The sequence below is a fragment of the Pseudophaeobacter sp. A-200-2 genome (assembly GCF_041008815.1).
Taxonomy (GTDB): Bacteria; Pseudomonadota; Alphaproteobacteria; order Rhodobacterales; family Rhodobacteraceae; genus Phycobacter; species Phycobacter gallaeciensis_A.
This window is the reverse complement of record NZ_JAXGFU010000004.1, coordinates 318898-338322: the sequence shown is the minus strand read 5'-3', so window position 1 is coordinate 338322 and position 19425 is coordinate 318898. Positions and strand designations below refer to the sequence as shown.

The window sequence follows — 19425 nt, the reverse complement described above, 5'->3', positions numbered from 1 at the left end:
GAACCGGTGCAGGCCAAGCTTGTCCTCCTCGGCGTAGACCGCAACGGTCTTCTTGCCCATCTCATTCGCAGCCCGCATCACGCGGATCGCTATCTCGCCGCGGTTGGCGATCAGAATTTTCTTGAAGTCGGTCATATCTTCCCCCGAGGTCGTTCAGTCTGGCGATGTGTTAGGCGCATCTTGGCGTGCAGTATACCCGTAGTACTGGGTAGTGCGGGGCATGATTGCGCTCTCATTTTGTGCTTTTCCGCCGCGCGGAGCGAAAGCGGGCTCACGGGGCGGTATGGTTGAGCGGTCTGGCCGCTGGCAAAGAGGCAAGATCGGGCGCGCCGAGCTGGCCCATGTTCGCCTCCAGATCCTTTTTCAGGATCTCGATCAGATGGTCGGGACCGGTCGGCCCCAGCGCGGCCAGCGCGAAGTGAAAGGCGCGTCCCAGCATGACGAAATCGGCGCCAAGCGCCAGCGCCCTGAGGATGTCGAGGCCGCCTTCGATGCCGCTGTCAAAGATCAGGGGCAGGTCGGTGGCGGCGCGCAGCTCGGGCAGCACTTCGATGGCGGCGGGGCTTCCGTCGAACTGGCGCCCGGCGTGGTTCGACACCCAGAGCCCATCGACGCCGATCTCCTCCAGCGGCTGCGCGTCCTCGGCGCGCATCACGCCCTTGATCACAAAAGGACCATCCCAGTGATCGCGCAGCCAGCGGGTGTAGTCCCAATCGGGCGAGGTGCGCAGCAGGTATCCGATATGGGCGGTGGAGGAGCGGCTCTCACCGGTGGCCTCGGCGGTGTATTTGTCGAGGGTACGCATATGCGGCATGCCGCCCTCGTGCCGGTGCTGACGGGCCATGCCCATGGCCCAGGCCGGGCGCATCGCCACCTGCGCCAGCAGGCGTGGCGTGAGGCGCGGCGGCTGGGTGAGGCCGGATCGCGTTTGCCGTTCCCGCCGTGAGGCGACCGGCACATCCACGGTCAGGACCAGCACCTTGAAGCCCGCGTCCCGCGCCCGCGCCAGCATATCCTTGCGGATGCCTTCATCCTTGGGCGGGTAAAGCTGGAACCAGGCCTGCTCGCCCAGATGCGGCGCCAGATCTTCGGGGCATTGGCTGGCAACGGTGGACAGGCTGTAGGGAATGCCGCTGCGGGCGCCGCAGCGGGCCAGGTGGCCTTCGGCATCGGGCCAGATCAGTCCCGACATGCCCACCGGCGCAATGCCAAAGGGCAGGGGCAGCGTCGCGCCAAACAGCTGCGTCGACAGGTCGATCTCAAGCGGGCCATGCAGGATGGAGGGCAGGAAGCCGACCCGGTCCAGCGCGGTGCGGTTGCGCCTTTGGGTGGCTTCGGTGCCGGTGGCGCTGTCCAGATACTCCCAGACAAAGCGGGGCAGGCGCTTGCGTGCTGCTGCGCGCAGGTCAGACAGGCCGGGGTAATGCAGGTGCAGATCCTGGTGCATGTTCATGCGGCGCATAATTGCTGCTTTGCAGCGAAAGTCTAGCGAAAATGTTACAGAATTCTAACAGGGGCCCAGGCGGGCGCAGATAGCGGCGCCACTGGGGAGCGGTTCGCGGTAAAAAGAGGCGTGAACATAGTGTGAACGTCCCCTTTCCCGCGCAGATGAATCACGCTAGGATCACGCCCATGAGCAGTTTCGATGAAATGGACGCCTTTGAGGGCGCTTCCCTCTCCGCCCGCGCCATGGCTGCGCGCCCCAAGCCCTATCTGGACGGGCTGAACCCGGCCCAGCGGGACGCCGTGGAATGCCTGGATGGGCCGGTTCTGATGCTGGCGGGCGCAGGCACCGGCAAGACCAAGGCGCTGACCACCCGGATCGTGCATCTGCTGACCCTTGGACAGGCGCGCCCGAATGAGATCCTCGCCGTGACCTTTACCAACAAGGCGGCGCGCGAGATGAAAGAGCGGGTCGGCCGGATGCTGGGCCAGCCTGCCGAGGGCATGCCCTGGCTCGGCACCTTTCACTCGATCTGCGTCAAGCTGCTGCGCCGCCATGCAGAACTGGCCGGGCTGAAGTCGAATTTCACCATTCTGGACACTGACGATCAGATCCGCCTCCTGAAGCAGCTGATCCAAGCCGCCGGGATCGATGACAAACGCTGGCCGGCGCGGATGCTGGCCGGGATCATCGACGACTGGAAGAACCGTGCCCTGACACCGGAGAGCGTGCCTGTGGCCGATGCCAGCGCCTATAACCATCGCGGCACCGAGTTCTATGCCCAGTATCAGGCCCGCCTGAAAGAATTGAATGCCGTCGATTTTGGCGATCTGCTGCTGCATATGGTGACGATCTTCCAAAACCATCCGGATGTGCTGTCTCAGTATCAACGCTGGTTCCGCTACATCATGGTCGACGAATATCAGGATACCAACGTCGCGCAGTATATGTGGCTGCGGCTGCTGGCGGCGGGGCACAAGAATATCTGCTGTGTCGGCGATGACGATCAGTCGATCTATGGCTGGCGCGGCGCCGAGGTGGGCAATATCTTGCGGTTCGAAAAGGACTTTCCCGGTGCCAAGGTGGTGCGGCTAGAGCAGAACTATCGCTCGACCGAACATATCCTTGCGGCGGCCTCCGGCGTGATCCGGGGCAATGCAGGGCGTCTGGGCAAGGAGCTGTGGACCGAGGCAACTGGCGGCGAAAAGGTGCGGCTGATCGGCCATTGGGATGGTGAAGAAGAAGCGCGCTGGATCGGGGAAGAGATCGAAGCCATGCAGCGCGGCACCCGTGGGCAGGATCCGGTGGATCTGAACCAGATGGCGATTCTGGTGCGCGCCAGCCACCAGATGCGCGCCTTTGAGGACCGTTTCCTGACCATCGGCTTGCCCTACCGGGTGATTGGCGGGCCGCGATTCTACGAGCGGCTCGAGATTCGCGACGCCATGGCCTATTTCCGGCTGGTGGTCTCGCCGGAGGACGATCTGGCCTTTGAGCGCATCGTCAACACGCCCAAGCGGGGCCTTGGCGACAAGGCGCAGCAGAAGATCCAGATTGCGGCGCGCGAGAATGGCGTTTCCCTGCTCGAAGGGGCGCGGCTGGCCGTCGACAGCGGTGAGATCAAGGGCAAGGGCGGCGCGGCGCTGCGTCAGCTGACCGAGGATCTGCGCCGCTGGGGTCGGATGGCAGGCGATTCCGACATCACCCATATGGAGCTGGCCGAGATTATCCTCGATGAAAGCGGCTATACCACCATGTGGCAGATGGATAAGAACCCGGATAGCCCGGGCCGTCTGGAGAACCTCAAGGAACTGGTGAAGGCGCTGGAGAATTTCGAGAACCTGCAAGGCTTCCTCGAACACGTCAGCCTGGTGATGGATAACGATAAACAGGATGCCGAGCAGAAGGTCAGCATCATGACCCTGCACGCGGCCAAGGGTTTGGAGTTTCCGGCCGTCTTCCTGCCGGGCTGGGAGGATGGGCTGTTCCCCTCGCAGCGGTCGATGGATGAAAGCGGTCTCAAAGGGCTCGAGGAAGAGCGGCGCCTTGCCTATGTGGGCATCACCCGGGCGGAGAAGATCTGCACGATTTCCTTTGCGGGTAACCGCCGGGTCTTTGGCCAGTGGCAGTCGCAGCTGCCCTCGCGGTTCATTGATGAACTGCCTGAAGAACATGTGGAGGTGCTTACGCCGCCGGGTCTATACGGCGGCGGCTATGGCGCAGCGGCGGGCGGTACGCCAGTGCAGTCCCGAATCGACGAACGGATGGCGCAGGCGGATGGCTATAATTCGCCGGGCTGGAAGCGCATGCAGGCGCGGGCCGGGGAGCGCGGGCTGTCGCAGCCAAGGGAGAGCCGCAATCAGGTGATCGACCTGACGGCGACCTCCAGCTTTACGATTGGAGAGCGGGTGTTTCACCAGAAGTTCGGTTATGGCGCGATCACCGGTATTGAAGGTGACAAGCTGGAAGTGGATTTCGAAAAGGCCGGGGTGAAGAAGGTGATCGCGAAATTCGTCACCGCCCATGACGATGTGCCGTTCTAAGCTGTTCCGGGACAGATCCGCTTGCTTGCTGCTCTGACCGCTTTTTGATCGGAAAATGGAATAAGACGGTCGGATCGCGTTGCGATCCGATCCGGGCGCGGGGGCGCTGGCAGCGATGCTGCCAGCGCCCCCGCGCCATTGCCCCGTTGCAACGGCTGCGGCGCGAGAAGGGTGGGCGCGCAGCGGCTGGCGATGGTGTCGGGTGATTTCTGGGGTGCGTGAAATGCAAAAACGGCGGTGCCAGGGAGGAGGAAGGCACCGCCGTTCTTTTCAACATTCGGCCAAATGGGAGGAGAGACCGAATGTATCAGCGTCCGGGTCTGATCCCGGTATGAGGTGCGGCGACACCAGGGAGGAGGAGAGGTGCCGCCGCTCTGAACAACATCTGGCCAAATGGGAGGAGGGCCGGATGCATCAGGTCCCGGGTTTGAGCCCGGTATGAGGTGCGGCAGCACCAGGGAGGAGAGGTGCCGCCGCTCTGAACAACATCTGGCCAAATGGGAGGAGAGACCGGATGTATCAGCGTCCGGGTTTGATCCCGGTATGAGGTGCGGCGACACCAGGGAGGAGGAGAGGTGTCGCCGCTCTGAACAACATCTGGTCAAAAGGGAGGAGAAGACCGGATGTATCAGATCCCGGGTTTGATCCCGGTATGGGGTGCGGTGACATCAGGGAGGAGGAAGATGTCACCGCGGAACACAGGCCCTTTAGGGAGGAGGAGAAAAGAGCCTGATCTCGGTTATGCGTTTTCGTATGCGGCCTGGTAGGCCAGACGTTTGATCATCGAGCGGTTCAGCCCCAGATCCGCCAGTTCGCGGTTCGACAGGGCGGAGAGCTCATTCAGGGTTTCGCGATACAGACGGTAACGCGCGATTTTCAGTTTCAGCTCGTCGATCAGGCCCAGGCCGTTTGCGGCCAGCGAGCCCTTGTGGGCGGTGATGTGATTTACTGCAGCCATTGGGCAGATCCTCAGTTCCGTAAATTTCCGTGTGCCGTTAAAGGCGTTTCTTGAACACCAATTTAGGGAAATGCTGCAACTGCACAATCCCAAGAGTCAGCATTTCTGCCATGCAGCATTTGCATGGGTCATCTGGGGGATGTGCAGAAAATTGGTGTGGTTTTGTGCGGGGTTGGCAAAATTGCCTATTCTTGCGGCGGTTTATGTCTGGGATACGTAAAGCTGCCGTTACGGCAATCGCGCTTGGGCTGGCGCGGGCGCTCCTATATAGGGTGGGCGCCCAAAGAGGGGCAGGAAAGACAGGAGAGCGCCATGCCGGTGACCCACGATCAGATTCGCGCCGCGCTGGAGCGGCTGGCCTTGCCGGATGGGGGCACCCTGGTGTCCCGGGATATGTTGCGGGCGCTCAGTGTCGACGGTGACACGGTCCGCTTCGTGATCGAAGCGCCCAGCCCGGCGATTGCCCAGCAGATGGAACCCCTGCGCCGCGCCGCCGAAGCGGCGGTCCTCGCTCTTGATGGCGTGTCCAGCGTGACGGCGGCGCTGACCGCGCATACTCCGGCGGCATCCGCACCCGGTGGCGGGCAGGGGGCGCCCTCGCTCAAGGTCGGCGGCCACCCGAAACCGCAACAAGGGCCGATCAAGCCCGCTGGGGTGGCGCGCATTCTTGCCATCGCTTCGGGTAAGGGAGGCGTCGGTAAATCCACTGTCAGTGCCAATCTCGCGGTGGCCCTTGCGCGGCAGGGGCGGCGGGTTGGTCTGCTGGATGCAGATATATACGGTCCCAGCCAGCCGCGCATGATGGGGGTAACGGGCAGGCCTGCCAGCCCGGACGGCAAGACCATCGAGCCGCTGCACGCCCATGGCGTAACGGTGATGTCGATTGGCTTCATGGTGGATGAGGCAAAAGCCGTGGTCTGGCGCGGTCCGATGCTGATGGGCGCGTTGCAGCAGATGCTGGGGCAGGTCAATTGGGGAGAGCTGGACGTGCTGATCGTCGATCTGCCGCCCGGCACCGGTGATGTGCAACTGACGCTGTGCACCAAGGCAGAGCTGACCGGCGCCATCGTTGTCAGCACCCCGCAGGATGTGGCGCTGATCGACGCACGCAAGGCGCTGGACATGTTTGGTCAGCTGAAAACCCCGGTTCTGGGACTGATCGAGAATATGTCCTTCTTCACCTGTCCCGACTGCGGCGGCGATCATCACATCTTTGGTCATGGCGGGGTGGCGGCCGAGGCTGACAAGCTGGGCTTGCCGCTTCTGGGGGCGCTGCCCATCGATCTTGAGACCCGCTTGGCGGGGGATGGTGGCACGCCTGTTGCCGCGGGCGAGGGGGCCATGGCCGAGGCCTATGGCCGGATTGCCTCTGGTCTGGTGCAGGGCGGTATGGCCTGATCCGGTTTTCCGGTCAGTCTGCATCTATCTGAATACATAATAGGTGCCGGGCTGCGCAGGCGGTCCGGTGTCTTCATTTTGTCGTGCGGTCCTGCCTCTGCCGTGCTGTCCCGCCCCGGATGGGTCGCTGTTGCGGTTCTTGTTGCCTCTGCGAGGCGTCACCGCGCTGTGCTGGTGGGAGGCGATCCCTTTGTCTGGGCGCGGGGCGGGCGGGGCCTGCCGGCGTGCGGCTTGATCTGGTGCGATCAGGCTGCGGTTTTGTGCCTCTGTCCCATGTCATCCCATTAGGACCTCCCAATTTTTCGTCCCGACCCTCGTGTAGTCGCGGTCGATGGGAAACCATGGGCTGCACTGCAGAGGCCGGGTCGTGGGAAATCATGGGCTCGCTGCGGTGGTTGCGGGTCCCGCCGCGAATCACATCTGCCCAATTCCATGGGGCCAAGGTGTGTTTCGCCTCTCCCTGCCCGGGTCGTTGCAGAAAGGGGTGGGGGCGTACCGTGAACAAAGGTGTGTCCCGCGAGTGTCTTGAAACTTTTTCTGGGAAACTATGGGTCATTTTGGGGCGTTGTTGGGGCCACTATATGTAGTTACTTGTCGTTAACCTTGCCCAAATTAGGCGGAATTTGGCTGAAGTGTTAATGGAAGGTTAACGAAAATTGAGACGTTTGGCCCATGCTTGCCCACGTTGCCGTGAAGAATTTAGTTGCCGTACCCTAAATTCCCATAGTATCCCTTTCTACATCGACAGAGAGCAAGGATGGGGCGCCAAACGACCCCGTAAAAATCAAAAAAGCAGGTTTCATACAGGCCTTCGCTTTCATCGAACAAAGAGATCCGGCGCGCGGGCGAGCAGACATCCCCCCAGATGGCGTGCGCAGTCGGACACCCCCGCACAGCGGGACAGGCGGCGGGTTGATCAGTGGCAGCAGATCAGCCCGCCCCTTTTACTTTCGGGGGGCAGATATCTCGCGAGGGACGCGAAAAAGGGACGGTAAATTGGGCCGCAGGTTCAGAGGCGAAAGCCACCATAAGGTGGACAGCAAGGGGCGGGTGTCGATACCCGCCACCTTTCGCCGTGTTCTTGAGGCCAGCGATCCCAACTGGCAGCCCGGGGACAGCCCCGAACTGGTAATCGTCTACGGCGATGAACGCCGCAAATTTCTGGAATGCTACACCATCGAGGCGATCGACGAGGTCGATGCCAAGATCGCAGCCCTGCCGCGCGGCTCGCGCGAGCGCAAGATCCTGGAACGCATGTTCAACGGCCAGTCCCTGCCGACAACGGTGGACGAGACGGGGCGTCTGGTGCTTCCGGCCAAGCTGCGCAACAAGATCGGGCTGGAGGGTGAGGCCTTCTTTATCGCGGCGGGCGATACCTTCCAGATCTGGAAGCCGCAGACCTATGAAGAGGTCGAAATGGCCGAAGCTGAAAAGCTGATGGAAGATCTGCCCGAAGATTTCGACCCACTGGAATTCCTTGATGGCGCCGGAGGGGTCTGAGGCATGACGACCGAGCACACATCCGCATCTGGTCCTCATATCCCCGTCTTGCTGCGCCCGCTGTTGAAGGCAGTTGCGCCGGTGACCGGGCGTTGGCTTGATGGCACATTTGGGGCAGGGGGCTATACCCGCGCTCTGCTGGAGGCAGGTGCTGATCAGGTGATCGCGGTGGATCGCGACCCGCTGGCCTTTGAAATGGCCAAGTCTTGGGCGGGGGAGTATGGCGACCGGCTGGTGCAGCAGCAGGGCGTGTTTTCCCGTATGGATGAATACGCGCAGGATCTGGATGGCGTGGTGCTGGACCTTGGCGTCTCTTCGATGCAGCTCGATCTCGCCGAACGCGGCTTTTCCTTTATGAAGGACGGCCCACTGGATATGCGCATGTCGCAGGAAGGCCCCTCGGCCGCCGATCTGGTTGCCGAACTGAGCGAAGCCGAGCTGGCCGACATCCTGTTCTACTATGGCGAAGAACGCGCCAGTCGCCGGATCGCCCGCGCCATCGTCAAGGCGCGCGAAGTTGAGCCGATCACCACAACGTTGCAACTGGCCAGCCTGGTGGAATCCTGCCTGCCGCGCGCCAAACCCGGGCAATCGCACCCGGCGACGCGCAGCTTTCAGGCGCTGCGCATTGCGGTGAACGCGGAATATGACGAGCTGTTCGAAGGTCTGCTGGCAGCTGAGCGGGCGCTAAAACCCGGAGGCCTTCTGGCGGTGGTGACCTTCCATTCGGTCGAGGACCGCATGGTGAAGCGGTTTTTCCAGCACCGTGCAGGCAAGACCGGGCGTGCCAACCGTTATGCCCCCGAAATCGAAGAACAGCCCGCGCAGTTCGAAATTGTCACCCGCAAGGCGGTCGGTCCGGATGATCAGGAATTGGCGGAAAACCCGCGCTCCCGCTCGGCCCGCCTGCGCGTGGGGCGGCGAACCGATGCGGCACCTGCACCGATCTCGGCCCGCGATCTGGGCATGCCACAGCTAAAGGAGGCGCGGAAATGAAGACGCTTTTGTACGCTGTCACCGCTCTGGCGGTTTTTGGTCTGGCCTTCTGGGCCTATCGTGAAAACTACGCCACGCAGCAGGTCCTGAAGGAAACCCGCAATCTGCAACGCGAGATCGGCGCCGCACAGGTGCGGCTGGGCGTTCTGCGCGCGGAATGGGCCTATCTCAACCGCCCCGACCGTCTGATCGGTCTTGCTGAGCTGAATTTTGACCGGCTGGGCCTTCTGCCGCTGCGCCCCGATCAGTTCGGTCGCGTGGACGAGGTGTCGTACCCGCTTGAGCAGGACTTTAGCATTGCAAACGGTGTCGATGTTTCCGGGTTGAACCGGGATCGCGGTACAGGAGAGCAGCCATGATCCGCACGCCTCTGCGCCCTCTGGCTCGTATTCTGAACGCCCGCGCTACCGGGCAGAACCCGGATGTGATCGAAGAAGAAAACATCCGCCTGCGGCATGAAGAAATGCAGGCGAAATCGCGCCAGCGTGCCGAGGGGCGCCTTCTGGTGCTTGGGGTGTTTTTCCTATGTGCCTATACTGCGGTGATCGGCCGGATGGGGGTCCTGGCCACCTCTGAGCCGAGCGAGCCGGTAGCCAGCGCCGCGGGCAGCGCCATCGCTGCGCAGCGCGCCGATATCGTCGACCGGCAGGGCCGTATTCTGGCGACCAATTTCGAGACGCACTCTCTTTATGCGCAGCCGCCGCAGATGATCGACCCGGAGGGCGCCGCTACGCGCCTGGCCGAAATATTCCCAGACCTGGACCGCGAAGATCTGGTCGCGGATTTCACCGGAAAGCGCAAGTTCCTGTGGATCAAGAAGAAAATCAGTCCCGAGCAGAAACAGGCGGTGCATGATATCGGCGATCCCGGCCTCTTGTTCGGCCCGCGCGAGATGCGGCTTTACCCCAATGGCAGCGTCGCAGCCCATGTTCTGGGCGGCGCCGGTTTCGGCAAGGAAGGCGTTTCGGCGGCCGAGGTGATCGGTGTCGCCGGGGTGGAAAAACAGTTCGACGATTACCTGCGCGACCCCGGCAACGGCGACAAGCCGCTGCAACTCTCGTTGGATTTGACTATTCAGGCCGCTGCCGAGCGGGTGCTGGATGGCGGCATGAAGCTGATGAACGCCAAGGGCGCCACCTCGATCCTGATGGATGTGCACACCGGCGAGGTGATTTCTGTGGTGTCGCTGCCGGATTTCGATCCCAACGAACGTCCGCGTCCACCCACCTCGGGGTTCGACCCGTCGGTTAGCCCGCTGTTCAACCGCGCGGTGCAGGGCGTTTATGAACTTGGCTCGACCTTCAAGATTTTCGCGGCAGCGCAGGCGATGGATCTGGGATTGGTGACACCGGAGACCGTGATCGACACCCGTGGGCCGTTGCGCTGGGGCAAATTCGCGATCCGGGATTTCCACAACTACGGCAACGAGTTGTCGGTGACCGAGATCATCGAGAAATCCTCGAATATCGGCACCGCACGGCTGGCGCAGCAGATTGGCGCCGAGCGGCAGAGAAGCTTCCTCGGTGAGCTGGGCATGCTGGAGCCAACACCATTCGAGATTGTCGAGGCCAGCGGCGGCACGCCATTGACCCCGAAGAACTGGTCCGAGCTTTCGGCGATGACCATTTCCTATGGTCACGGAATTTCGACCACGCCGATGCATCTGGCGGCAGGTTATGCCGCCATTGCCAATGGCGGCTATCACGTCAGCCCGACGGTTCTGAAACAGCGGGGCGCTCAGCACGGTGAGCGTGTGCTTTCTGAAGAAGCAGCGAAGGCGGCCCGCACCATGCTACGCCGCGTGGTGACCGAAGGTACTGCCAGTTTTGCCCGGGTGCCCGGCTACCAGGTGGGCGGCAAGACCGGGACTGCGGACAAGCCACGCCCGCGCGGCGGCTATTACGAGGACAAGGTAATCGCCACCTTCGCCTCGATCTTTCCGGCGCAGGATCCCAAATACGTGCTGGTCGTGACGTTGGATGAACCCTCGGTCTTCGCCTATGACGAGGAGCGCCGCACGGCAGGCTGGACCGCTGTGCCGGTGGCCGCCGAGATGATCAAGCGGGTCGCGCCTCTGCTGGGCCTGAGACCGCAAGTTGAACCCACCGAGGTGGCTGATATAACCCTCACCTCTAACTGACTCAGGTGAGGGCGCCTCATGAGCCGCAATACCCCGCAAGACAGACCGGACCCACGTCCCCTCAGCCAACTGGGGCTGACCGCCCGCGGCGGCGCGGACCCGATGATTTCCGATCTGGTGGTCGACAGTCGCCGGGTGGGCGAAGGCGCGCTTTTTGCGGCGCTGCCCGGCAGTCAGGTGCATGGCGCTAATTTCATTCCCGCTGCCCTGCAACAGGGCGCAGCGGCAATCCTGACCGATGCCGCCGGGGCCGAGATTGCAGCCCGCCCCCTGTCCGAAAGCCACGCGGCGCTGATCGTTGTCGAGGATCCGCGGCAGGTGCTGGCCTATACCGCCGCCCTGTGGTTCGGCGCCCAGCCACAGACCATGGTTGCGGTGACTGGCACCAATGGTAAAACGTCGGTTGCGACCTTTGTGCGGCAGATCTGGATGGCGCTGGGCCATGAGGCCGTGAATCTTGGCACCACCGGCGTCGAAGGCGCCTGGAGCTACCCTCTGGCCCACACCACGCCCGAGCCTATCACTCTGCACCGCGCCCTTGCGGCAGCGGCAAAGGCGGGTGTCACACATGCCGCGATGGAGGCGTCTTCGCACGGGCTGGATCAGCGGCGCCTTGACGGGGTGCAGCTGGCGGCAGCGGGTTTTACCAATTTCACCCAGGATCATCTGGATTATCACCACACCTTCGAAGAGTATTTCGCAGCCAAAGCGGGTCTCTTTCGCCGGGTGCTGCCGGACGAGGGCGTCGCGGTGATCAATATGGACGATGCCCGGGGCGCCGAAATGCGCGCCATCGCGGCGGGACGCGGACAAGAGGTGATTACCGTGGGGCGCGGCCTTGGCGATCTTTCGCTGGTGGGGCAGCGCTATGACGGCACCGGGCAGGACATAAGGTTCTCGTGGCACGACAGACCTTTCATGGCCCGGTTGAACCTCATTGGCGGCTTTCAGGCGGAAAACGTGCTGATGGCCTGTGGGCTGGTGATCGCCAGCGGCGAAGAGCCCGAACGCGTTTTTGAAACGCTGCACGAGCTGACGACGGTGCGTGGGCGGATGCAGTTGGCGGCGACCCGGGAAAACGGCGCCTCTGTTTTTGTGGATTTTGCCCATACGCCGGATGCTGTGGCCACTGCGATCAAGGCGCTGCGCCCGCATGTTTTGGGCCGTCTCGTTGCCATCGTCGGCGCCGGCGGTGACCGGGACGCGGGTAAGCGCCCTCTGATGGGGCAGGCAGCGCATGACAATGCTGATGTGGTGATCGTCACAGATGACAACCCGCGCAGCGAAGATCCCGCCGTGATCCGGGCCGCTGTCAAAGGCGGCGCACCAGAGGCGATAGAAGTCGGCGACCGCGCCGAGGCGATCCTGCGCGGTGTTGCAATGCTCGAGCCGGGCGATGCGCTGCTCATCTGCGGCAAGGGACACGAAACCGGACAGGTCGTCGGCAGTGATGTGCTGCCCTTTGATGATGTGGAACAGGCGAGCATGGCAGTGGCCGTGCTCGATGGGAAAACCGTATGAGCGCGCCGCTGTGGACCGCAGCCGAGGCCGCCGCTGCAACCGGCGGTGAGGCGCGCGGCGATTGGCAGATCAATGGCGTCTCAATCGATACCCGCACCCTGCAGCCGGGTGATCTCTTCGTGGCGCTGAAGGCCGCGCGGGATGGCCATGATTTTGTTGCGCAGGCCTTGAAGGCAGGCGCAGGCGCGGCGCTGGTCTCGCGCATTCCCGAAGGCCTGCCCGAGGACGCGTCGCTGCTGCTGGTCGAGGATGTGCAAAAGGGGCTGGAGGCGCTGGGCCGTGCCGGACGTGCGCGCACCAATGCGCGCGTGGTGGCAGTGACCGGCTCGGTCGGTAAAACCTCGACCAAGGAAATGCTGGCGCGGATCCTGTCGGATCAGGGCCGCACCCATGCCGCCGTCGCCAGCTATAACAACCATTGGGGCGTGCCGCTGACGCTGGCGCGGATGCCACGGGATACGGAATTCGCCGTCATCGAGATCGGCATGAACCACCCGGGTGAAATCGAGCCCCTGGCCCGGCAGGCCCGCCCGCATGTGGCGATGATCACCACGGTGGCCGCCGTGCATCTGGAGGCCTTTGATAATGTCGCCGGAATCGCTCGTGAAAAGGCAGCCATTTTGGATGGGCTGGAGCCGGGCGGTATCGCCGTGCTCAACGCTGATATCGACGAGGCCCCGGTCCTGCGGCAACGGGCGGAACAGCTGGACGTTTCGGCGCAATGGTTTGGTGCAAGCGCACCCGATGCGCGGCTGATCGCAACGCAGGTCACAGGCGAGGAAACCGTGGCCAGGGTCAAGATCCTAGGTACCCCGGCCGAGTTGCATATCCAGTCGCTGGGCGCGCATTTTGCAATGAATGCGCTAGGGGCGCTGCTTTGCGTCAATGCGCTGGGCGTTGATCTGGCAGAGGCCATTCGCAGTCTGGCACTGTGGTCGCCGGTGACCGGGCGCGGCGCGCGCGAAATGGTGGAGCTGTCACAGGGGCAGGTCCTGCTGCTGGATGACAGTTACAATGCCAATCCAACCTCGGTGAAGGCGGCGCTGGACGTGCTGGCGGCCACCCCGGTGGCAGAGGGCGGACGTAGGATTGCCTATCTTGGCGATATGAAAGAGCTGGGACCGGAGGAGGTCGCACTGCATGCGGATCTTGCCCGCCATCCTGCCATCGCACAAATCGATCAGATCCATTGCGTCGGGCCGCTGATGCAGCATCTGGCAGAGGCCTTGCCGGATGAAAAACGTGGCGGCTGGCACGCAGACAGCGCGGCAGCAAAGGCTGATCTTCCGGGGCAGATTGGGGATGGCGACGTGGTTCTGGTCAAAGGCTCGCTCAGCATGAAGCTCGCCTCCATCGTTGACGGCATCCGCGATTTGGGTCATGGCAGCCGGAACTCTGATGCAAATTCTACCAAGTGAGGACTGGCTGATATGCTTTATTGGCTGACGGCGCTGTCGGATGGCGGTGATTTTTTCAACCTCTTCCGCTACATCACCTTCCGGGCCGGAGGGGCCTTCATGACGGCGCTGGTCTTTGGCTTCCTGTTCGGCAGGCCGCTGATCGATGTGCTGCGCAAGCGGCAGGGCAAGGGGCAGCCGATCCGCGATGACGGACCCGAAGGGCATTTCTCCAAGGCCGGGACCCCGACCATGGGAGGTTTGCTGATCGTCGGCGCCTTGTTGACCTCGACGCTGCTCTGGGCGCGGTGGGACAATCCCTTTGTCTGGCTGGTGCTTTTTGTGACGCTGGCCTTTGCGTTGATTGGCTTTGCCGATGACTACGCCAAGGTGTCCAAGCAGAACACTGCCGGGGTGCCGGGCAAGCTGCGGCTGGGGCTTGGCATTCTGATCGCAGTGGTCGCGGCGGTCTGGGCCTCGGCCTATCACGGGGCAGAGCTGCAGAACCAGCTGGCGATGCCAGTGTTCAAGGATACGCTGATCAATCTGGGCCTGTTCTACATTCCCTTTACCGTCTGCGTTATCGTCGGCTCGGCCAATGCGGTGAACCTGACCGATGGTCTGGATGGTCTGGCGATTGTGCCGGCGATGATCGCCGGTCTGACGCTGGGGGTGATCGCCTATGTCGTGGGGAGGGCCGACTTCTCCCAGTATCTGGACGTTCACTACGTCAAGGACACCGGCGAGATCTTTATCTTCACCATGGCACTGTTCGGCGCCGGACTGGGGTTCCTGTGGTACAATGCGCCGCCCGCAGCGGTGTTCATGGGGGATACCGGCTCGTTGGCCTTGGGCGGTGCGCTGGGCGCTATCGCGGTGGCCACCAAGCACGAGCTGGTGCTGGCCATTGTTGGCGGGCTTTTTGTGGTCGAGGCGCTGAGTGTGATCATTCAGGTGCTCTATTTCAAACGCACCGGCCGCCGGGTGTTCCTGATGGCGCCGATTCACCATCACTATGAGAAAAAGGGCTGGGCGGAGCCGACCATCGTGATCCGATTCTGGATTATCTCGCTGATCCTGGCGATGATTGGTCTGGCAACGCTGAAAGTGCGCTGAGCACTTGCACGTCATAAGGTCGAAAAAGGAGGCTGCGGCCTCCTTTTTTGTGCGGCGGTCTTACGCTTGGCATGCGGAAAACGCCCGCCCCCTTCGACGGGTAGGCCCGCCTGTCACGGGGGGGAGTGGCGCGCGCAAAATGCGCGCACGGGGGTGGTTTGCGGCGGCTTGCAAAGGCCGTGATGGCGGTGCACTCTGCGCCGAAATTTGATCAAAGGATGAGGGTGGGCATGATCCCGGTCAGAGGGTTTGAAGGGGCGCGGGTCGCCGTTCTTGGATTGGGGCGCTCCGGCCTTGCTACGGCGCGGGCCCTCAGGGCTGGCGGCGCCGAGGCGATCTGCTGGGATGACAACCCGGAGGCGCGGGAGCGGGCCGAGGCGGAGGGGGTCTCCTGCGCCGATCTGAGCCGGGCTGGTGCCTTTGACGGGATCGCCAGCCTGATCGTGTCCCCGGGTATTCCTCATCTCTACCCAAAGCCCAACCCGGTTGTGCGCGCGGCCCTGATGGCCGGGGTGCCAGTGGACAATGATATCGGGCTGTTCTTCCGCTCGGTCGCGACGGGAGAATGGGACAAGCTCGATCAGCCGCCCAAGGTGGTGGCCATCACCGGATCGAACGGCAAATCCACCACCGTGGCGCTGCTGCAGCATATTCTTGAGCAGGCGGGGCGCGACAGCCAGATGGCGGGCAATATCGGCCGCGGGGTTCTGGATATCGATCCGCCGGGCAATGGCGGCGTGATCGTGCTGGAGCTGTCCAGCTATCAGACCGAACTGGCGCGGGCGCTGACCCCGGATGTGGCGGTCTTCACCAACCTCAGCCCGGATCATCTGGACCGGCATGGCGGCATGGGCGGCTATTTCGCGGCCAAGCGGCGCCTGTTCGCAGAAGGCGGCCCGGATCGCGCCATTGTCGGTATCGATGAGGATGAAGGGCTGTTTCTGGCCGGACAACTGTCCGAGGCCGCCAGTGATGACCGTGTGATCCGCATCTCGGCAGCGCAGAAACTGACAGGGCCGGGTTGGCAGGTCTTTGCCCGCAAAGGGTTTTTGAGCGAATACCGCAAGGGGCGGCAGGTGGCCTCGATCGATCTGCGTGCGATGCAGGGCTTGCCGGGGGCGCATAACCATCAGAACGCCTGCGCCGCCTATGCCGCCGCGCGGGCGCTAGGGCTGGCGCCGCGGATGATCGAAGGCGGGCTGGAGAGTTATCCCGGATTGCCGCACCGCAGCCAGACCATCGCTGAGGCGGGCGGGGTGCGCTACGTCAACGACAGCAAGGCCACCAATGTGGACAGCGCAGTGAAGGCGCTGAGCGCCTTTGGCAATATCCGCTGGATCTGCGGCGGACTGGAAAAGGATGGCGGGCTGGAGGCCCTGAAAGGTCACACAGGTTCGGTGCGTCGGGCCTATGTGATCGGCCGCGAGGCGGCGACCTTTGCCATGCAGTTGGATGTGGACGCTGTGGTCTGCACCACCATGGGTGAGGCAGTGGCGCAGGCGATGGCAGAGGCTGAGCCGGGCGACACGGTTTTGCTCGCGCCGTCAGCGGCCAGTTTCGATCAATATGACAACTTCGAGCAGCGCGGTGAGGATTTCATCGCCGAGGTCACGCGCAGATTGGAAAACGGTTAAGGGCTTCGGGCTCACCCAAGCGGAAATCCGTTTCGGTTCCACCCTCGTCCTGCTTCTGCCCTGCCAAACCCGCCTTTGCGGCGCAAGCAAAATGGCCGTCTCCCCGCCGCTGGCGGGGCCCCTCGGCAATTTGACTGGCGCCCCTGCGACGGATTTGACTGCCGGGTCACAGGCGAGGGTGGCTCCGAAGCGGAAATCCGGGCGCGCGATCAATGGTGGCGATCAGCGGGTGGCGGCGATGGCCGTGCCTGCGGCATGGCCCGAGGCCCAGGCCCACTGGAAGTTGTAGCCGCCAAGCCAGCCGGTCACATCCACCGCTTCGCCAATCGCGTAGAGACCGGGGCGGGATTGGGCCTGCATGGTTTTTGAGGAGAGCGCATCGGTGTCGATGCCGCCCAGGGTGACTTCGGCGGTGCGGTAGCCTTCGGTGCCACCGGGTGTCAGCTGCCATTGGTTGAGTTGATCGCAGAGGGCTTGCAAGGCGGCGTCGGATTGATCGGCGAGGCGGGCCGTCAGGTCGTAGGCCGGGGTGAGCGCCTCTTTCAGATAATCCACCAAACGGGCAGGCAGGTGGCGCGCCAGTTCGGTGGCAATCGCGCGCTTGCCCGCGATCTGCCGCTGGCTGCGCAGCGCCGCGAAAATATCGGTTTCGGGAGCGAGGGTGACTGTGATCTCCTCTCCTTCGTGCCAGTAGGAGGAGAGCTGCAGTACTGCGGGGCCGGAGAGGCCGCGGTGCGTGAAGAGCAGCGCCTCGTCGAAACTGGCGCGCGCGTTGGAAAGGCGCGCGGGCAGGGATACACCGGCCAGGGCGGAAAAGCGTCCTTCGGGGAAGGTGAAGGGGACAAGGCCGGGGCGGGTCGCGGTCACTGTCAGGGCGAACTGGCGGGCGATGTCATAGGCCAAGCCGGTGGCGCCCATCTTGGGGATGGATTTGCCGCCCGTCGCCAGAACCAGATTGCGGCAGGTGACGTGGTGATCCTTGCCGTCTTTGGTCAGTGTCAGGGCAAAGCCATCATCGCGCTGTTCAACGGGGCCTACGGAGGTCTGCAGCCACAATTCGGCCCCGGCCTTTGCCATCTCTGATGTCAGCATCGAGACGATCTGTTTCGCTGAGCCGTCGCAAAAAAGCTGCCCGAGGGTTTTCTCGTGCCAGGCGATACCGTGGCGGTCCACGAGTGAGATGAAATCCCATTGCGTATAGCGCGCCATCGCGGATTTGCAGAAATGAGGGTTGCCAGAGAGGTAGTTGCTCGGATCGGCGTAAAGGTTGGTGAAGTTGCAGCGCCCGCCACCGGAAATGCGGATCTTTTCGCCCGGCGCCTTGGCGTGGTCGACCACCAGCGTGCTGCCGCCGGTATGGGCTGCGCACATCATGCCTGCTGCGCCGGCGCCAAGAATCACGGTGTTTACCTGCATAAGGGCATCGACCATGGAATGACCTCTCGCGCAAGGGAGCTGTCCCGGGCGCAAAATCCTGCCGCGCCGGGATCAAGACACTGGTCTGATCACGGGTTTCGCGTTACTGTTCCATTACAGACCCCGAAAAACGGGGCGTATCACGAGGCAAAGAGCGGCGGTGTTTCCATGACTGAGATGGTCTATGGTGCGGTTCCTGTACAATCAGGTGAACCTATTCTTCCCAAATGGTGGCGAACCTTGGACAAATGGACGATGTCCTGCGTCCTGATGTTGTTCGTGCTGGGGCTGCTTCTGGGGCTTGCAGCCTCAGTGCCGCTGGCCGAGCGCAACGGGTTCGGCAATTTCCACTATGTGCAGCGACAAGCGGTGTTTGGCGGGGCGGCTCTGGTCGCCATGGTGCTGACCTCGATGATGTCGCCGACGCTGGTGCGGCGGCTTGCGATCATCGGCTTTGCTCTCGCCTTTGTGGCGCTGGCGCTGCTGCCTATTTTCGGGACCGATTTCGGCAAAGGCGCGGTACGCTGGTATTCGCTGGGCTTTGCATCGCTGCAGCCGTCCGAGTTCCTGAAGCCCGGTTTTGTCGTGGTTGCGGCCTGGATGATTGCCTCGAGCCAGCAGATCAACGGCCCGCCGGGCACGCTGATTTCCTTTGGCCTGTGCATGAGCGTCGTGCTGATGCTGGTGATGCAGCCCGATTTTGGTCAGGCCTCGCTGACGTTGTTCGGCTGGGGCGTGATGTATTTTGTGGCCGGTGCGCCGATGCTGCTTTTGGTTGGCATGGCGGCGGTTGTGGTCATGGGCGGTGTGATGGCCTATTCCAGTTCCGAACACTTTGCCCGCCGCATCGACGGCTTTCTGAACCCGGATATCGATCCCACTACCCAGCTTGGCTATGCCACCAATGCTATCCGCGAAGGCGGGCTGTTCGGCGTTGGAGTCGGGGAGGGGCAGGTGAAATGGTCGCTGCCCGATGCCCATACCGATTTCATCGTCGCGGTTGCTGCCGAGGAATACGGGCTGGTTCTGGTCACGGTGCTGATCGGGCTTTACGCCACAGTGGTTGTGCGCTCGCTGTTCCGTCTGATGCGCGAGCGCGATACATTCGTGCGGCTCGCGGGGACAGGCTTGGTCTGCATGTTCGGGGTGCAGGCCATGATCAACATGGGGGTTGCGGTGCGGCTCTTGCCGGCCAAGGGCATGACCCTGCCATTCGTCAGCTATGGCGGCTCTTCGCTGATCGCGACGGGCATTGCCATGGGAATGCTGCTGGCCTTTACCCGTTCGCGCCCGCAGGGTGAGATTGCAGATTATCTGCGTGGCCGCGGTCGCGGCTGACGCATCAGGTACGAAACGACGCGG

15 protein-coding genes are annotated in these 19425 nt (G+C 62.9%); 11 read left to right on the top strand and 4 right to left on the bottom strand.

What is annotated here, in order from left to right; genetic code table 11:
* Nucleotides 1-135 (bottom strand): biotin carboxylase N-terminal domain-containing protein (locus SM766_RS08800; RefSeq protein ID WP_368947552.1); only part of this gene is annotated, 135 nt, incomplete at its 3' end.
* 136 nt (nt 136-271) lie between these two features.
* On the bottom strand, nt 272-1462 hold the full coding sequence (locus SM766_RS08795) for an alpha-hydroxy acid oxidase (protein WP_368947546.1): 1191 nt from the start codon (nt 1460-1462) through the stop codon (nt 272-274).
* Between the two features lie 170 nt (nt 1463-1632).
* Between SM766_RS08795 and SM766_RS08790 the strand changes: the two genes are divergently transcribed.
* On the top strand, nt 1633-3987 hold the full coding sequence (locus tag SM766_RS08790) for an ATP-dependent helicase (protein WP_274828930.1): 2355 nt from the start codon (nt 1633-1635) through the stop codon (nt 3985-3987).
* Nucleotides 3988-4726: 739 nt separating this feature from the next.
* Here the strand turns inward: SM766_RS08790 and SM766_RS08785 are convergent.
* Nucleotides 4727-4945, bottom strand: a complete 219-nt coding sequence (locus SM766_RS08785) for a DUF1127 domain-containing protein (RefSeq protein ID WP_274828928.1) — start codon at nt 4943-4945, stop codon at nt 4727-4729.
* Between the two features lie 312 nt (nt 4946-5257).
* Between SM766_RS08785 and SM766_RS08780 the strand changes: the two genes are divergently transcribed.
* The 9 genes from SM766_RS08780 to murD all read left to right on the top strand — a co-directional run bounded on the left by SM766_RS08780 (nt 5258) and on the right by murD (nt 16647).
* On the top strand, nt 5258-6343 hold the full coding sequence (locus SM766_RS08780; protein WP_368947545.1) for an Mrp/NBP35 family ATP-binding protein: 1086 nt from the start codon (nt 5258-5260) through the stop codon (nt 6341-6343).
* A 996-nt stretch (nt 6344-7339) separates the two neighbouring features.
* The gene (mraZ, locus tag SM766_RS08775; protein WP_082996115.1) at nt 7340-7843 is read left to right on the top strand and encodes a division/cell wall cluster transcriptional repressor MraZ; all 504 of its coding nucleotides are present in this window, start codon (nt 7340-7342) and stop codon (nt 7841-7843) included.
* A 3-nt stretch (nt 7844-7846) separates the two neighbouring features.
* Nucleotides 7847-8839: a 16S rRNA (cytosine(1402)-N(4))-methyltransferase RsmH gene (rsmH, locus tag SM766_RS08770; RefSeq protein ID WP_274828925.1), complete on the top strand. Its 993-nt coding sequence runs from the start codon at nt 7847-7849 to the stop codon at nt 8837-8839.
* Nucleotides 8836-9198 (top strand): cell division protein FtsL, encoded by a 363-nt coding sequence (ftsL, locus tag SM766_RS08765; protein WP_065273041.1) that lies wholly within the window; start codon nt 8836-8838, stop codon nt 9196-9198. The genes rsmH and ftsL overlap by 4 nt, the downstream gene beginning before the upstream one ends.
* Nucleotides 9195-10979 (top strand): peptidoglycan D,D-transpeptidase FtsI family protein, encoded by a 1785-nt coding sequence (locus SM766_RS08760; protein WP_368947544.1) that lies wholly within the window; start codon nt 9195-9197, stop codon nt 10977-10979. The genes ftsL and SM766_RS08760 overlap by 4 nt, the downstream gene beginning before the upstream one ends.
* Nucleotides 10980-10997: 18 nt before the next feature.
* Nucleotides 10998-12500: a UDP-N-acetylmuramoyl-L-alanyl-D-glutamate--2,6-diaminopimelate ligase gene (locus tag SM766_RS08755; RefSeq protein ID WP_368947543.1), complete on the top strand. Its 1503-nt coding sequence runs from the start codon at nt 10998-11000 to the stop codon at nt 12498-12500.
* Nucleotides 12497-13918, top strand: coding sequence for a UDP-N-acetylmuramoyl-tripeptide--D-alanyl-D-alanine ligase (locus tag SM766_RS08750; protein WP_368947542.1), 1422 nt, complete (start codon nt 12497-12499; stop codon nt 13916-13918). The genes SM766_RS08755 and SM766_RS08750 overlap by 4 nt, the downstream gene beginning before the upstream one ends.
* A 12-nt stretch (nt 13919-13930) precedes the next feature.
* The gene (gene mraY / locus SM766_RS08745; RefSeq protein ID WP_065273045.1) at nt 13931-15013 is read left to right on the top strand and encodes a phospho-N-acetylmuramoyl-pentapeptide-transferase; all 1083 of its coding nucleotides are present in this window, start codon (nt 13931-13933) and stop codon (nt 15011-15013) included.
* A gap of 230 nt (nt 15014-15243) precedes the next feature.
* A complete protein-coding gene (murD, locus tag SM766_RS08740; RefSeq protein WP_368947541.1) occupies nt 15244-16647 on the top strand; it encodes a UDP-N-acetylmuramoyl-L-alanine--D-glutamate ligase in 1404 nt (467 codons plus the stop codon).
* A 222-nt stretch (nt 16648-16869) separates the two neighbouring features.
* Here murD and SM766_RS08735 read toward each other — a convergent pair whose 3' ends face one another.
* Nucleotides 16870-18063, bottom strand: coding sequence for a BaiN/RdsA family NAD(P)/FAD-dependent oxidoreductase (locus SM766_RS08735; RefSeq protein WP_368947551.1), 1194 nt, complete (start codon nt 18061-18063; stop codon nt 16870-16872).
* Between the two features lie 168 nt (nt 18064-18231).
* Between SM766_RS08735 and ftsW the strand changes: the two genes are divergently transcribed.
* Nucleotides 18232-19401, top strand: coding sequence for a putative lipid II flippase FtsW (ftsW, locus tag SM766_RS08730; RefSeq protein WP_274831772.1), 1170 nt, complete (start codon nt 18232-18234; stop codon nt 19399-19401).
* The last annotated feature ends 24 nt before the right edge of the window (nt 19402-19425 follow it).